Origin of the sequence: Nonomuraea sp. NPDC047529 (assembly GCF_040642995.1) — a bacterium.
Taxonomy (GTDB): Bacteria; Actinomycetota; Actinomycetes; order Streptosporangiales; family Streptosporangiaceae; genus Nonomuraea.
In genome coordinates this window covers 45,447-60,438 of record NZ_JBEYTJ010000026.1, presented here as the reverse complement: position 1 = coordinate 60,438, position 14,992 = coordinate 45,447, and the positions used below count along the sequence as shown (strand labels likewise).

Annotated in this window: 11 protein-coding genes; 2 read left to right on the top strand and 9 right to left on the bottom strand. The window is 72.9% G+C overall.

From position 1 onward, the window contains the following. Positions 1-1,154: 1,154 nt before the first annotated feature. The 9 genes from ABZ815_RS33460 to ABZ815_RS33420 form a co-directional block, all read right to left on the bottom strand. Positions 1,155-1,970: a single-stranded DNA-binding protein gene (locus tag ABZ815_RS33460; protein WP_357705087.1), complete on the bottom strand. Its 816-nt coding sequence runs from the start codon at positions 1,968-1,970 to the stop codon at positions 1,155-1,157. A 150-nt stretch (positions 1,971-2,120) separates the two neighbouring features. Beyond that, the gene (locus tag ABZ815_RS33455) at positions 2,121-3,746 is read right to left on the bottom strand and encodes a YfjP family GTPase (RefSeq protein ID WP_357705085.1); all 1,626 of its coding nucleotides are present in this window, start codon (positions 3,744-3,746) and stop codon (positions 2,121-2,123) included. Further along, the gene (locus tag ABZ815_RS33450) at positions 3,743-6,550 is read right to left on the bottom strand and encodes a dynamin family protein (protein ID WP_357705082.1); all 2,808 of its coding nucleotides are present in this window, start codon (positions 6,548-6,550) and stop codon (positions 3,743-3,745) included. Before ABZ815_RS33450 ends, ABZ815_RS33455 begins: the two co-directional genes overlap by 4 nt. A 218-nt stretch (positions 6,551-6,768) precedes the next feature. Then, positions 6,769-8,001 (bottom strand): uroporphyrinogen-III C-methyltransferase, encoded by a 1,233-nt coding sequence (cobA, locus tag ABZ815_RS33445; RefSeq protein WP_357705080.1) that lies wholly within the window; start codon positions 7,999-8,001, stop codon positions 6,769-6,771. Positions 8,002-8,080: 79 nt separating this feature from the next. Next, on the bottom strand, positions 8,081-9,094 hold the full coding sequence (gene speB / locus ABZ815_RS33440; RefSeq protein WP_357705078.1) for an agmatinase: 1,014 nt from the start codon (positions 9,092-9,094) through the stop codon (positions 8,081-8,083). Positions 9,095-9,131: 37 nt separating this feature from the next. Beyond that, positions 9,132-10,199 carry a nicotinate-nucleotide--dimethylbenzimidazole phosphoribosyltransferase gene (gene cobT, locus ABZ815_RS33435; RefSeq protein WP_357705076.1) on the bottom strand — a complete coding sequence of 356 codons (1,068 nt, stop codon included), beginning with the start codon at positions 10,197-10,199 and terminating at the stop codon, positions 9,132-9,134. Between the two features lie 13 nt (positions 10,200-10,212). Beyond that, positions 10,213-11,058, bottom strand: a complete 846-nt coding sequence (locus ABZ815_RS33430; protein WP_357705073.1) for a sirohydrochlorin chelatase — start codon at positions 11,056-11,058, stop codon at positions 10,213-10,215. A gap of 67 nt (positions 11,059-11,125) precedes the next feature. Next, positions 11,126-12,301, bottom strand: coding sequence for an SAM-dependent methyltransferase (locus tag ABZ815_RS33425; RefSeq protein ID WP_357705071.1), 1,176 nt, complete (start codon positions 12,299-12,301; stop codon positions 11,126-11,128). A gap of 81 nt (positions 12,302-12,382) precedes the next feature. Then, positions 12,383-13,486: a GNAT family N-acetyltransferase gene (locus ABZ815_RS33420; RefSeq protein ID WP_357705068.1), complete on the bottom strand. Its 1,104-nt coding sequence runs from the start codon at positions 13,484-13,486 to the stop codon at positions 12,383-12,385. A gap of 75 nt (positions 13,487-13,561) precedes the next feature. Between ABZ815_RS33420 and ABZ815_RS33415 the strand changes: the two genes are divergently transcribed. After that, on the top strand, positions 13,562-13,969 hold the full coding sequence (locus ABZ815_RS33415) for a DUF2795 domain-containing protein (RefSeq protein ID WP_357705065.1): 408 nt from the start codon (positions 13,562-13,564) through the stop codon (positions 13,967-13,969). A gap of 3 nt (positions 13,970-13,972) precedes the next feature. Beyond that, entirely contained in the window at positions 13,973-14,983 is a 1,011-nt protein-coding gene (locus ABZ815_RS33410) for a Vms1/Ankzf1 family peptidyl-tRNA hydrolase (RefSeq protein ID WP_357705064.1), read from the top strand. Positions 14,984-14,992 lie beyond the last annotated feature (9 nt).

Here is a 14,992-nt window from a genome sequence, read left to right as displayed (position 1 = left end):
GGCGTGACCTGGACATGACCCATGCTCTAGGTATCTGACGCGGACAAACACCCCATCGGCCCCCCTTCGGGGTGGCATCGGGGCCATCGGCCGATGCCCCTCCCCCTCCCCTTAGGCCGTCCTCTGCGCGGGGGCGCCGACAATCGGCTGCTGCCCTCCGCCCCGATCGCTTCCCACCCCGTCCGCCGGCCGGTGATCGACCGCGAATCGGGATTCACACCGCCAAGGTGCGCATCACACCAACAACCGGATGTCTCATCTCGCCCGCCGGCCGGGCCTCGCGTCAGCCGGCGCACCGTCTCACCCCCATGAGACACACGCCGGTTCCTCACGACGTCCCCTCTGCCGACGTCTGCACGCGCCCGGCCGCAGACACCGGCGGCGGGCAGGAGCACCGCGCGTCCGTACGTGCGCGCTCCCGAGTCGGGTGTGCGCAAGCGAAGGTGACCAAGCAGCCTCCCAGGGGCCACTCCGAAAGTGCAGCGGACGACCACGCACCGCACTTGGCGGGCCGCCCCATCCACCCACCCACGCAGGTGACCAGGCACCCCAACACAGGCGAGTAGACGCTCCGAAGCTGCGGCGAACGACCGCCCACCGCAACTTGGTGAGCCAACCGCCCCATGCAGGTGAGCAGGCAACCCAACGGGGTGAGTATGCGACCCACGAAGGCGAGGGACCACCCGACCTAGGCGAGGGACGACCCAACCTAGGCCAGGGCCGACCCGACATGGGCCAGGGCCGACCCGACGCAGATGCGTGGGCGCCATGAAGGACAAACCCAAGGCGGCGGACAGCCGCGCCGGTGGACGAGCGCCTTCTCAGGTTGGGCCTCCCCGCAGGCTGGAGGTCGCCGCCTTTGTGAGCGGCGCCGTGTGCGCGTACTCCTGTCGGCGAGCGGTCGCTCGCGGTGCGGGGAGGCGCGTGTCTTGCTGGTGGCCTGAGCAAGGCACCGGCACACACGCGCCTCCACCGACAGCGGCCACCCTCACGGCACGAGCATCCACCGACGTCAGCGCCTAGCCGTACAGATGCCTAGCCGTGCAGAAGCTCTAACCCTGTAGAGCCCTAGCCATGCAGATCCCTGGCCGTGTGACGCCTGGCTGTGTGGATGCCCGGCTGTGTGGATGCCTGGCCGTGGGGTGGTGCTGGTGTCAGGCGGCGGCCTTTTCCGGGATCTGTGTCTTCGTCCGGGGCCGGGCGGTCGGGCCCAGGGTGCGGACTGTGCCGGTCTTCGTTGCCGAGCCGCGCACCCGGTGCTCTCGGGTGCCCGTGTCGGCGTCGACGTGGTCTCCCGAGGCGGGAGCGTCTTCCGAGGCGGGGTCGGCGGGGGTCTCAGGGACGGGCACAGGGGGTGTGGCCGGCTTCAGGGTGGTGGCGTCGGGGTCGGTGGCCGCGATGGCCATCGGCGCATGGTCGTCTTCCGGCCTGGCGTCCTCGTCGTGAGGCTGGGCGGGGACGGTTCCGGCAGTGTCGGCGGTCAGGGAGACCGACGGGTCGGCGGTGGGGCGGGACGGCGGGCGGACGGGCCTGGTGCCCATGGCCCAGTCCTGGGTCTCCTCGTCGAGGCGTTCGCGCATCTCCTTGGTCATGGAGCCGAGGCCGCCCCCGCGCTCCGGCTTGGTGAAGGCGCCGGTGCCCCAGCGCAGGTCGTGCCCGACCGCGCTGGCCTCGATCTCCGGCATGAAGCGGCGGTCGCCCTCCGCGCCGAACTCGCGGATGCGCAGCTTGCCGGACACGACGACGGGTTGCCCCGCCCGTACGCAGTCGGCGACGTTGTCGCCCAGCGCCCGCCAGCAGCGGACGGTGAAGCAGACGCGCTCACCGTCGGTCCACTGCCCCGTCTTCCTGTCGAAGTAGCGGTGCGAGGTGAACACCTTCAGCGATGTGACCCTGGTGCCGTCGTCGAAGCTGTACTGCCGTGGCTCTGCTGCGACGTTTCCGGTGAGCGTGATGTAGATGTCGTTCATCCGTGCCTCCCATGATGCGGGCCTGCTGCCCGCGACCTGGGAATACGGTGCCTGAAGGGGGCCGGGTGGGGTGGAGGCGAACGCCGTTCTGTGGATGAGGGGACGGGAAGGGAACGAGCCTGTGGATGACGGCCGTACGAAAGACGGGGATCAGCTGGAGAGGTCGCGAAGGGCCGTGTAGAAGGCGTGGTGACGGCCGAGTTCGCGTTCGACCGGCTCCACCACCATCGTCGCCGACACCGCCGCCACCCGGCGGCGCATCTCCCGCTCCAGCCGTTCCCGCTCGCGTGAGGCCCCCAGCTCGACGAAGTTGCGCGAGGCGATGCCGGACAGGGCGCCCAGCCCGAGCACAGAGGCGATCATGAGCGCCACCCACGGCAGCGCGGCGCCGTCGCCGACCAGTTGCAGGGTCGCGGGCAGCTGCCTGGGCACGGTCAGCCCGGCCACCAGCCAGACCACGCCGGCCACGAACGCCACCACCAGCAGGTACTGCCACACCTTGAGCAGCCGCCACCAGCCGGGCACCCGGTCGAGGCGCGGCGCCACCTCCGTGAGCTCCTCGGTCAGCGCCTTCGGCAGCTGGGACGCGTGCGAGCGCGCCGCCTGTTGCACTGCGGTCCGCCACACCGGGTCCATCCCGGACGACAGCCCGTCGGTGAGCGCCTGCACGGCGTTGGCCACCTCGGCGGACTGCGCGCTCACCGAGCCGGTCGTGATGCCGCGGATCTCGTCGCCGACGTCCTGGAGACGCAGGCTCTTCAACGGATCCGGACGGAACTTGGCGAACCACCGCGGATACGGCCAGCCGACCCACTGGCTGGACCGCTCGGCGTAGACGTTCTCCATGGCCTCCCCGACGGCGGGGACGCCGATCGCGTCGCAGAGCGCGTCGGTGAGCCCCATCCTGCGCGCCTCGTCGACCGACGACGGCACGAGCAGCGCGTCGCCGAGCGGCATGGCCTCGCCGAGCCGCTGTTCCATGCGCTGGAGGTCGGCCTCCAACTTCTGGATGGCGGCGCGGCGGCGGCCGACGGCGGTCGCGATCACGCTCTTGAGGCTCTCGACCCCGCGCCCGGTGACGGCCGAGGTGGGGACGACGCTGGGATGCTCCACGCCTTCCCTGCGCAGCAGGTCGTTGAGGTCGATGACCAGCTCGGCCAGCTCCGCGGCGGAGAGCTTGTCGGCCTGGTTGAGCGCGAACACGGTCACCGCGTCGTGCCCGGCCAGCTCGGTGACGTAGCGGCGATGCGTGGAGGCGTCGGCGTACTTCTGCGGGTCGAGCACCCACACCACCAGGTCGGCCAGCCCGATGAGCCGGTCGGCCTCGTTGTCGCTGAGCGCCCGGATCGAGTCGTGGTCGGGCAGGTCGAGCAGGATCAGCCCGTGGAGCTGGCTGTCGCCCTTGTCGAGCGCGCTGGTACGGGAGAAGCGGTGGCGCTGCTGGATCCGCAGCCAGTCGAGCAGCGGCGCCGAGCCTTCCAGCCCCCACACACAGGCGTGGGTACGGGCGGTCGTCGGGCGGCGTACGCCCGTGGGCGACAGCTCAAGCCCCGAAATGGCGTTGAACAGGGACGACTTTCCGCTGCCCGTGCCGCCCGCGAGAGCGACCACGGTGTGCTCGGACGACAGCTTGAGCCGGTCGCCCGCGTGCATCAGCAGCGCTCCGGCCTCGGTGAGCAGCTTCTGGTCGAGCCGTCCGGGGCCGAGCTCCACCACCTTGTTGAGCGCGGCCAACCTCGGCGCGAGCCCCGCCCTCGGGGGCGTGGTCGTCGTCATCGGGCGACCTCAAGGTTGTAGGTCGCCTGGAAGAGGCGGGTCGCGACCGACTCGTCCGGGATGCCCGCGGAGTCGAGAGCGTGTACGTAACGCATGGATTCCTCGTCGAACAGCATGCCTATCCTGGCTCGCAGGTCACTGAGCGCCTTGGAGCCGATGCCGCGTAGCGACTCCGCTCCGAGCAGCGCGTTCACGAGCCGGTGCGGGACGCCCGACCCGTCGCCGCCGCTGAACATGGCGACCGTGAAGATCAGGGAGAGCGCGTCGGGATCGAACGAGACGAGCTTGGACACCGAGCGCTTGGTCACGCCCTCGGTCCGTACGAGCTCGTTCAGGTGATCCTGCCAGGACGCGATGGCGCGCCCGGCGTGCCGCAGAAGGTTGTCCGACGGGCGGTCCAGCCCTTCGACGAGCTTGGCGCCCAGCTCCGAGCGGTGCCGCCAGCGAGCGACCACCTCCTCGGCGGCGCGGTTGGCCGCGGCGACGATCATCGACTCCAGCCCGGCCCGGATCGCCGCCTTGAACGCCAGCACCCGCTCGGGCGTCTGTCTGCCCGCCTTGCCGCCCCTGCCGAACTGCAGCGAGCGCATGAGGTCGCCGGAACCCGCGAAGTCCTGCCAGCGGGCCAGCACCTCGCCGTGCAGCAGCGAGCCGTTCTTGGACGCCTTGTCGATCTCGGCCAGCGCGCCCAGGTAGGCGGCCTCCACGTCGCTGCGCAGCTCGGCCCGGAACACCGCCTGACCCTCCAGGTGCCTGGCCAGCGCGGGCACGCGGGTGCGGAAGCTGTTGAGCACCCCGTTCAGGGTCTCCTGCACGGCCTGCGCGCGGCGCGCCTCGTCGACGGAGAGCTCGGCCAGCCAGAGGCGCAGGTCGGTGACCTCGCTGTCGGGCAGCCTGCCGTCGGTCACCGTCGCCTCGTGGATCACGAACCTGTCGATGTCGCCCAGGCCGTATTCGGTCAACATGCGGACGAAGTGCTTGAGCACGACGTCGGCCGAGCGCGGCTGCACCCGCGACAGCACGATGGCCAGGCGGGCGCCGCGCTCCTTGGCCAGGCGCAGGAGGTTCCAGGCGGGGGCGTCGGCGTAGCGGGCGGCGGTGGTCACGAAGATCCACAGGTCGGCGGCGTCGAGCATGCGGTGCGCGATCTCGTGGTGCTCCTCGACGACCGAGTCGATGTCGGGGGTGTCGAGCAGCGCTACGCCCTGCGGGAGCTTCTCGGTGGACACGACGACCAGGCCGTCCGTGCCGCTGTCGGGCGACGGCCGCTCCAGCCGTTCGAGGCCGGCGAGCAGCTCGCCCTCGGCGAACCAGCTCCTGTCGTCGGGGTGGCAGGCGAGGATCGGGGTGCCGGTGGTCGGGCGGCGCACTCCGGTGCGGGAGATGTTCCGCTCGGCCATGGAGTTGACCAGGGTGGACTTGCCCGCGCCGGTGGAGCCCGCGATCACGATCAGCGCGGGGGCGGTGTTGGTGCGCACCCTGGGCAGGACGTAGTTCTCCAGCTGGGCGAGCAGGTCGGCCCGTGCCTGCCTGGCCTCCTCGGCTCCTGGCAGGTCGAGGCTGAAGCGCAGGTCGGACACGCTTTCGCGCAACGCGCGCAGTGCCGCCGTCATGGCCTCGACGACCTCGGCGGGCAACTCCTCGACCCGCTGCCCTGCTTCCGCGCCCTGCGGATCTTCCGGCTCCGGCACGGCGTCCGCGTCGGCCGCCTCGTCGGTGTCGCTGTCGGTGTCGGCCTCGACGTCGAACTCCTCTTCCGCCAGGTCTCCCGGGTCGGTGGGGTAGTCGGCGTCGGCGGGGACATCGGTGGCGGCAGTGGCTTCGGTGGTGGCGGTGTCGCTGGGTTCGTCGTCGGCGGGGGTGTCGTCGAGGTCGCCGTCGTTGTCGTCAAGGGCGATCGCCTCGACGGGGACGTCCTCGCCTTCCGTAGAAGGCGCCGCTTCGGCTTCGGGAGCGGGGTCGGATCCCGCGTCGGCCTGAGTGGCGGGACCGGCGTCGGCGTCCTCGCCTTCGAGGTCGGTCGCCTCGGCGAGGGCGCCGGTGTCCACGTCAGCGTCGGGAGCGGTGTCGAGGTCGGGGTCGCTGTCAGAAGCAGCGCTCACCTCGGAGGGGACGGCCGCGTCGGGGACGGGGGCGACGTGGGGAAGGGGGTCGTCCGTGGTGGGCGGGCGGTCGTCGCCTGTGGTGTCCGTCTCGTCGTGCGTATCCCGTGGTGAGAACTCTTCGGGGTGTGGGTCGAGCGGAGCGTCGTTCGGGGGTGCGTCGTCGTCGCCAGAAGCCGCGTCGGCCGGGACGTGCTCGGGCTCGATGTCGGAAGGGGTGGCTCCGGTGTCATCCGCGTCGGCGTTCGGGCTCGCGGCCACCGGGTCAGGCTCCGCGTCCGGGGTCGGCTCGGGGGAGGCGGGCTGGTGGGAGGGGGCGGCGGGTTCTTGGGCGGCGCGTTCCCAGAAGGCGGGCGGCCTCGGGCGCGGGTCGTTGCCCTCGCGCGGCTCGGCAGGGCGGGCCGGGGTGAACAGGCTGGGCCGTTCGGCGGGACGCGCCGGAGTGAAGAGGCTGGGGCCGGTGGGCTGGCCGGTCTCCGTCTCGGCGGACGGCCGTTGCGGCGCCGAGGGCACCTGCCGCGTGAAGGGCCGCTGCGGCGCGGCCGGCTCCTGCGACGCCGAGGCCGGCGGCCCGGACGGGTGAGGCGGGGCGGCGGGCTCGTCGGCACGCGGCGGCCGCTGGAAGAGCGAGGGCCGGCCAGCGGAGGACGACGGCTCGTCCGCAGCGGACGGCAGCCGTTCGGCAGAGGACCGCGACGGCAACCCGGAGGAGGACCGCTCAGCGGAAGACCGCGACGGCAAACCCGAAGAGGACGACGGCCCTTCGGTGGGGGGAGGCGGCGGGGCCGCAGGAGGTTGGGGGGCCTCGGGGGACGAAGGGGCCGGGTTTCCGGGGTCGGGCAGGTCGTCGTCCGTCACCGGACGGAAGCTCAACGTCTGCTCCCCCAACGACTCGTGCCGCCCGTCATCCATGGCGGTGTTCACGGCAATCGCTCCGCTCGAACCATCTCGACCTCCTGGCCGACCCGCACGACGTCGCCGACGATGACGATCGCCGGAGGCCGTATCCCAGCCGCGGACACGCGGTCGGCCACGGTGGAAAGCGGTGCGATTACCGCCCGCTGGGTCGGAAGGGTACCGTCCTGTACCACCATTACGGGAGTCTCCGGCGCACGTCCGTCTCGAAGGAGCGCCTCGGCCACCTTCGGCAGCCGCTCGACGGCCATCATCAGCACCAGTGTGCCCTGGGAACGGGCCAGGCCGGGCCAGTCGACGGTGGAGGCCGGGTCGTCGGGCGCGACGTGCACGGAGATGACGTGGAACTCCTGGCTGACCCCGCGATGCGTCACCGGCACCCCGGCAGCGGCCGGGACCGCGACGGCGCTGGTGATGCCGGGCACGACGAGCACGGGGATGCCGGCCCGGGCGCAGGCGATCATCTCCTCGCCGCCGCGCCCGAACACGAACGGGTCGCCGCCCTTGAGCCGGACGACGAACTTGCCCTGCCTCGCCCGGTCGACCAGCAGCTCGTTGATCTTCTCCTGGGACAGCGACCTGCCGTAGGGCACCTTGGCGGCGTCGATCAGCTCGACGTCGGGGGCGAGCTCGTCGAGCAGCGCCCGGGGCGCGAGCCGGTCGGCGATGACCACGTCGGCCTGGGCGAGGAGCTGCCGCCCGCGCACGGTGATCAGGCCGGGGTCGCCGGGACCGCCGCCGACCAGGGCCACGCCGACGGGCTTGGTGCGGTTGCGCCGGGCGTCGACCGTGCCGTCGCGCAGCGCGTCGACGACCGCGTCGCGGATGCCCGCGGCCCTGCGCGGGTCGCCGCCCGCGGTGACGGCCACGCTGATCTCGTCGACCCGGCCGGAGGCCGGGGTCCAGGCGGCGGAGGCATCTTTGTCGTCGGCGCGCACGCACCACACGCGCTTGGCCTCCGCCTCGGCGGCGACCGCGGTGTTGACGGCCCTGTCGTCGGTGCACGCCTGCACGAGCCAGGCGCCGTCGCAGTCGCCGACCTCGTACGGCCGCGGGTGCCAGGTGACCCGGCCCGCCGCGATCAGGTCGTCGAGGGCAGGCGTGACGCCCGGGGACACGACGGTGACCTCCGCACCGGCCTCTAGCAGCGCGGGAACACGCCGCTGGGCGACGCGGCCGCCGCCCACGACGAGGACCCGGCGGCCGGAAAGCCGCAGGCCGAGGAGGTAGGGACCCATGGGGGGAATCTCCCGTTCGCGAAGGTTGTGTTCGGAGGTAAACCTACCGGCTCACCGTGCGTCGTTCGCTGCACACGGCTCAACGGCCGTCAAGAAGAGGCTGCGACGGGTCCCAGCGTGGCCCGCCCTGAGCGTCTTTGCGGCGTCTGGCCATGGCCGAGAGTGCCTCAAGAATAACGCGGTTCCCGAGGAACGCGGTGATGTCGGCGTGGTCGTACGGCGGCGAGACCTCCACCACCTCCATCCCGGCCACGGGCAGCTCGTAACAGATCCTGCGCACGGCGTCGAGGAGCTGCCTGGCCGACAGGCCACCGGGCTCGGGCGTGCCGGTGCCGGGGGCGTGCCCGGGGTCGCAGACGTCGATGTCCACGGACAGGAAGACCTGGTCGCACTCGTCGAGCGCGATCGTGAACGACTCCGTCAGGCACTCCTCCAGCCCGCGCGTCACGATCTCGGTCATCTCGTACGAGCGCATGCGCTGCGCCGCCATCCAGTCGAGCGTCTCGGGCTCGGGCCAGTAGCCGCGCAGCCCGATCTGCAGGAACCTGTCGCCCCGGATGGCGCCGGACTCGATGAGCCTCCGCATCGGCTGGCCGTGTCCGTGCAGGTGGCCGAACTCGATGTCGCCGGTGTCGGCGTGAGCGTCGAAGTGGATCATGGACGTGCGGCCCGGCTCGTACGCCCTGGCGGTGCCCCGGGCGTCCGGCAGCGCGACGGTGTGGTCGCCGCCGAGCACCACGGGCACGGCCCCGGAGGAGGCGATCCGGTGGACCGCGTCCTCGATGGCGGCCAGCGAGCCCTCGACGTCGCCGGAGTAGCACTCGACGTCGCCCGCGTCGAACACCCTCAGGTCGCGCAGGGCGTCGACGCGCAGGGCCAGGCTCGGACGGGACCCGTTGTGCGGCAGGTAGCAGGTCTGGCGCAGCGCCATCGGCCCGAACCTGGCGCCCGGCCGGTTGGAGGTGCCCCCGTCGAAGGGGGCGCCGATGATCACGACGTCGGCGCCGGCATGACTGGCCGGGTCCGCGAGGTCGCAGCGCTCGACGCCGAGGAACGTGATGTCGGGGCCGAACATGGGACCGTACCGGGACACTGCTCACCTCACGTGCTGTCTGACGTGTCCCCCATCATCACACGGGTTTCTCGGTGACCCCCGCCGAGTCGAACGTCGCCACGTCGTGCATCACCCGTACGGCCGCGCACACCAGCGGATGCGCGAGCAGGCCGCCGGTGCCCTCGCCGAGCCGCAGCTCCAGGTCCACCAGAGGGCGCAGCCCGAGGTGGTCGAGCGCGGCGGCGTGGCCGGGCTCGGCCGAGCGGTGACCGGCCACGCAGTGACCGCTGACGTGGGGGTCGAGCGCGGCGGCGGCCAGGGCGGCCGAGCCGGCGATGACGCCGTCGAGGATCACCGGCACCCGGTTCGCCGCGCCGCACAGCACGAAGCCCGCGATGGCCGCGTGCTCGAACCCGCCCACGGCGGCCAGCGCGCGCAGGGCGTCGCTCGGCCCGGTGCCGCCCGGCAGGCCGTTGACGCGCAGCGCCTCGCGGACGATGTCCACCTTGTGCGCGTACGTCTCGTCGTCGATCCCGGTGCCCCTGCCGGTCACCTCGGCCGGGTCCTTGCCGGTGAACACGGAGATCAGCGCGGCCGAGGCGGTGGTGTTGGCGATGCCCATGTCGCCGGTGATCAGGCAGCGGGCGCCCTTGTCGATCAGCTGCTGGGCCACCGCGATGCCCGCCTCCAGCGCCCTGACGGCCTGGTCGACGCTCATGGCGGGGCCGCGGGACAGGTCGGCGGTGCCGTACGCGACCTTGCGCTTGATCAGGTCGGGGGCGTCGGGCAGGTCGGCGGCGACGCCGACGTCCACGACCGTCACGGAGGCGCCCACCTGGGCGGCGAAGGCGTTGGCGACCGCGCCCCCGGCCAGGAAGTTGGCGACCATCTGCGTGGTGACCTCCTGCGGCCACGGGCTGACGCCGCGCGCGTGCACGCCGTGGTCGGCCGCGAAGATGGCCAGGGCGGCCGGCTCGGGCACGGGCGGCGGGCAGACGCCGGAGGCGCCCGCAAGGCGTACGGCCACCTCCTCCAGAGCCCCGAGCGCGCCGCGCGGCTTGGTGAGCCGGTCCTGGTGGGCACGGGCCTCGGCGAGCGCCTCGGGGTCGGCGGGACGGATGGCTGCCAGGGTCTCGGCGAGCACGGGACACCTCCACTTAGTGAACGAGCTGGAGCGCTTCCTCGTAGCGGTCGATCACGACGTCGGCCAGCGTCTCGCAGTCGCCGATCACCTCGGCGCAGCGGATGTCGAGGTCGGGGTGGCCCGCGCCGTAGGCCAGGGCCTGCGCCCACACGCGCTCCAGCAGACCGCCCGCGAACAGCAGGTACGGCACCACGATCACGCGCTTGGCGCCCAGCCGCCGGCAACGTTCGAGCCCGCCGGGCACGCCGGGCGGCGTCACGGAGACGAACGCGGTCTCGACGGTCATGTAGTCGTAGGCGTGCGTCTCCCAGAACAGCCGCGACACCCGGTGGACCTCGGCGTTGGCGACGGCGTCGGTCGAGCCCTCGCCGACCAGCACGACCGCAGTCTCACCCGGCTCGACCTGCCCGGGGGCTTCGTCGAAGGCCGGCGTGTCCACGGCGCGCAGCCGGGGCCGGGCGCCGACCAGCTCCAGGGGGCGCGGTCTGGCCATCTCGGCGGCGGCCTCGCCGAGCCGGTCGGCCAGCAGCGCCAGCACGCGCGGGTCGGGGCCGAGGGGACGGCCGTAGTCGTACATGAGGGTGGGGTGGCGCTGCTGTTCGAGCGCCATCGCGGCCGGGAACTCCTCGCCCACCCTGCTGAGACTGAGCGGCAGCGCGACGAGACGGTGGTGGCCGCGCGCCATCAGGGACGCCACGGAGTCGCTCAGGCGCGGCGTGGCGCGTTCCAGGTAGCCACCGGAGACGTCGACGGCCGTCTGGTCGAGGCGGCAGCGGAGCCGGTGGACGAACCTGCCGAACTCCGCGGCGTAGGCGTCATCGTTCGAGCCCTGCCCGATCAGCAGGAGCGGCGGCTTCATTGAGGGAATCTCCGGTGCGTAGACAAAGTCACGCGAGGATAACCGATACGTGCCCGTGGGGGACAGGTCACGCTGCGTGCACGGGCCTGGCGTGCACCACGAAGACGGGGTCGGCGGAGGTCAGGCGGTGCGACCCGGCGGCGCCGAGCGTCAGCCCGGACGCCTGGATCCGCGTGCCCTCGGCGCGGTAGCCGTGCTCGCGCAGCAGGGCGAGCACGGCCACGGCCCGCTCGACCGTGCCGAGCGCGCACACCAGCGCGCGGGGCCCGCGGGCGGCGCAGGCCGCGAGCACGTCGGCGCCGCCGCCGCCGACGTAGACGGCGTCGGGGTCGGGCAGCGGTTCGAGCGCGGCCGGCGCCTGTCCCCTGGTCAGAGCCACTTTGACGCCGTGGGCCAGCACGTTGGAACGCAGGCGGGCGCAGGCGGACTGGTCGCGTTCGACCGCCACGACGGCCGCGCCCAGCCTGGCGCACTCGACGGCGATCTCACCCTCGCCTGCGCCGACGTCCCAGACCAGGTCGCCGAGCCGGGGACCGAGCTTGGCCAGGACGAACGCCCGCACCTCGGCGGGCAGCCCCTTCCCGGACGGCAGCGCCCACTCCGGCGGCCCCGGCTGCGCCCCGGCCAGCCAGCCGGGCTCTCCCGGCCGGTGCAGCGGGTCGATGACGAGCACCACGTCGGGGTCCTTCCAGGGCCGGGTGGTGGCCTCGCCCATGCGGCTGTGCGTGACGCGCTGCTCGGGGCCGCCGAGGTCCTCGCAGACGATCAGGGCGCGCGGCGTGGTCGGCGCCAGCTCCCTGGCGATCTCGGCGGGGCCGACGCCGGGCGCGACGAGCAGCGCGACCTTGGGGTGGGCGCGGCAGGCGTTGACCACGCGGGCGAGCTGGCCTGGGCCGGAGGGGGCGACGACGAGGGCGTCCTCCCAGTTGAGCCCGGCGCAGGCGAAGGCGCGGCTGATCAGCGAGGTGGCCGGGAGCACGTCCGGCCGGAGGCCGTGCGCCCGTAACGTGCGGACGACTCCGAAGAAGCCGGGATCGCCCTCGGCGACCACGACGGCCGGCCCGCGGCCCTGTCCGAGGTGGCCGTCGAGGGCTTGCAGCAGGTCGCCGTCGTTCGCGGCCCGTCCTTCGACCCTGAGCCGGCCGAGAATGGCGGCGGGGCCGACGACGAGCTCCGCCTCACGCAGCCTGTCCGCGGCCCTGGCCGGCAGCTCGACCCCGTCCCAGCCGACAACCGTGATCATTCAGCCTCACCGTCCTCATCCCCAGGGTGACGGTTCACGCCGGGTTTCACCATGGGTCGGCGGGGCCAGTCCGCCGTGCCCTCAGGCCAGGTCGGACGGGAGGAGGCTGTAGACGACCAGGTCCTCGCCGCCGAGCGCGGCGCGGGCGACGCCCTCGCGGGTGAAGCCGGCCTTCTCCGCCACGCGCTGTGAGCCCGGGTTCGACACCGCCGCCCGCAGTTGCAGCCGGCGGAAGCCGTGGCGCTCGAACAGCCAGCGGGCGATGCCGGTCACGGCCTCGCCCGCGTAGCCGTGGCCGCGGGCCCAGGGGGCGGTCATGTAGCCGACCTCGGCCGTACGGTTGTGCCAGTCGAGGTCCCTGAGGTCCACGTTGGCCACGAAACGGGTGGTCGTGAACTCCTCCACGGCGAACGCGATGCCCGCGCCCCTCATCCGCATACGTTCGCAGATGTCGATGAAGCCGCGGGCGTGGTCCTCGGTGTAGTCGCGGGGGACGCCGGTCCTGGCCTGGGTGAGCGGGTCGGCGGCGGTGGCGGTCAGGTCGGGGACGTCGGCGAGATTGGGCTGCCTGAGCAGCAGCCGGGGCGTGCGCAGCTCGGTCTTCGGCAGGGCGGGCGCGGGCTCGCCGGAGTCCTCGCGCAGCCGTCCGAGGACGACCAGGTCGTGCGGGCCGTCCTCCTCCAGCACGGCGGCGCGCAGCACGCCTTCCCAGGTGAAGCCCGCTTTGAACGCGACGCGCAGGGAGGCCGGATTGTCCAGGTTCGCGGTCAGGTCGACCCTGCGCAGGGCGGTGGTGGCGAACACCCAGGCGGTCAGGGCGCGTACGGCCTCGGTCGCGTAGCCGCGGCCCCGGTACAGCGGGTGTACGCCGTAGCCGACCTCGGTCGTGCCCGCCGTCCAGGAGGTCTTGAACAGGCTGATGGCGCCCACGATGCGGTCGTCGGCCTCGGTCATGGCCAGGTGCAGGCCCTGCTGCGAGCGGTACAGCTCGTGCACGCCGTGCGTGAGCCACTGGCCGACGCCGGAGGGGTGGACGGGCGCGCCCGGCGGGAGGAAGCGGTCCCCGGGGCCGGACGCGGCCTCGACTGCGGCCTCGACCACGGACCTCACACGGTCGGCGTCACGGGGACCGAACGGCCGCAGCACGAGCCGTCCGGCGGCTATGCGCGCATCGGGATCGAACACGTGCGCACCCTACACACCCACGATGTTTGCCCACGAAAGCGGGGGTAGGGGCCGATCGAGAGGAGTGAGGGAACTATGGAACGTGGGAGCGACAAGCACGGTCCGCGCCTGGACGATCAGCAGAAACACGAGACCGAGGGCATGGTCCGCGGCGGCGGCAGCACGCACGCCGAGGAGTGGAAGGAGACCGAGTCCATGCCCGGGCCCGGCGAGGAGTCATTGCAGTCGTACCCCCCCGGACACGAGCCCGGCACCCCCCAAGGCATCACCCGGCGGGGCGTCGACATCCGCAGCGACCTGGCCAAGTGGCTCAGCGACACCCATTGGCCCGCGTCCAAGGACGATCTGGTCCAGCACGCCCAGGAGGTGGACGCGCCTGACCAGGTGACCGACATGGTGCAATCCCTTCCCGACCGCCGTTTTGTGAACATCGCCGACGTGGCCAAGGCCCTCGGGCTCGGCCTGGAAGAGCGGAGGTGGTGACCGGTGCGCCTCGACTTCATCCGGCCGCTGTACGAGCGGCGCGGCCCGTACGCCTCGGTCTATCTGGGCGCGCTCACCGAGCCGCAGCGGGAGACGCACTGGCACAGCGTGCGTGACCAGCTCGACGGGACCGACCCCGCCACCATCGACGCCCTGGAGGTGGCCGCCAACCGGCCGGCCCCCGGCCAGGCGCTGTTCGCCACGCACGGGGCCGTGGTGCTGGCCGAGCCGCTGGCGCGGCCGCCGTACGAGCTGGCGACCGTGTCGCCGCTGCCGCACGTCACGCCGATGCTGATGCAGCGCGGCGAGAACGTGCCGCACCTGCGGGTCATCGTGGACCACGCGGGGGCCGAGCTGTCGGTCTTCGGCGGCGGCGCGGCGCGCACGACCACCGTGGAGGCGGCCGACTGGCCGCTGCAGAAGACCGCCCAGGGCGGCTGGTCGCAGAAGCGGTACGAGCGGGGCGCCGAGGAGACGTGGGAGAAGAACGCGGTCGCCGTCGCCCGCGAGATCGACGAGCAGGTCCGCAGGATCGGCGCCGAGCTGATCATCGTGGCCGGCGAGCCGAAGTCGCGCTCCTACCTGCTGCAGCACCTCAGCACCAAGTCCGCCGACCGGGTGATGATGGTCGAGCACGGCAGCCGCTCCGACCACGGCCAGTTCGAGGAGGACGTCGAGCGCGCGCTGGACGACTGGCTCGACCGCCGCCGCGCCGAGCTGCTCGACCGCCACCGCGAGTCCTCGGGGCCGGCGGGCCTGTCCCAGGTCGCGCACGCCCTGCGCGAGGGCAGGGTGCACGCGGTGCTCATGCCCGGCCCGCTCGACCGGAACGTGTGGACCGGCGACGGCGGCACCCAGCTCGCCACCGACCCGGCCGAGCTGCGGCGCTGGGGCGTGGAGCACCCCGTCGAGGAGCGCGCCGACTCGGCCGTGGTCAGGGCGGCCGCCATGACGGACGCCGAGCTGTGGTTCACCGACGACGTGCACGACGTGGCGGCCGTGCTCAGATACTGACGATTTGCG

Excerpts from the sequence above, each read along its gene's own strand:
- ABZ815_RS33460 (WP_357705087.1), bottom strand. The coding sequence starts at position 1,970 with ATGAACGACATCTACATCACGCTCACCGGAAACGTCGCAGCAGAGCCA.
- ABZ815_RS33455 (WP_357705085.1), bottom strand. The coding sequence starts at position 3,746 with ATGACGACGACCACGCCCCCGAGGGCGGGGCTCGCGCCGAGGTTGGCC.
- cobA (WP_357705080.1), bottom strand. The coding sequence starts at position 8,001 with ATGGGTCCCTACCTCCTCGGCCTGCGGCTTTCCGGCCGCCGGGTCCTC.
- ABZ815_RS33430 (WP_357705073.1), bottom strand. The coding sequence starts at position 11,058 with ATGAAGCCGCCGCTCCTGCTGATCGGGCAGGGCTCGAACGATGACGCC.
- ABZ815_RS33425 (WP_357705071.1), bottom strand. The coding sequence starts at position 12,301 with ATGATCACGGTTGTCGGCTGGGACGGGGTCGAGCTGCCGGCCAGGGCC.
- ABZ815_RS33415 (WP_357705065.1), top strand. The coding sequence starts at position 13,562 with ATGGAACGTGGGAGCGACAAGCACGGTCCGCGCCTGGACGATCAGCAG.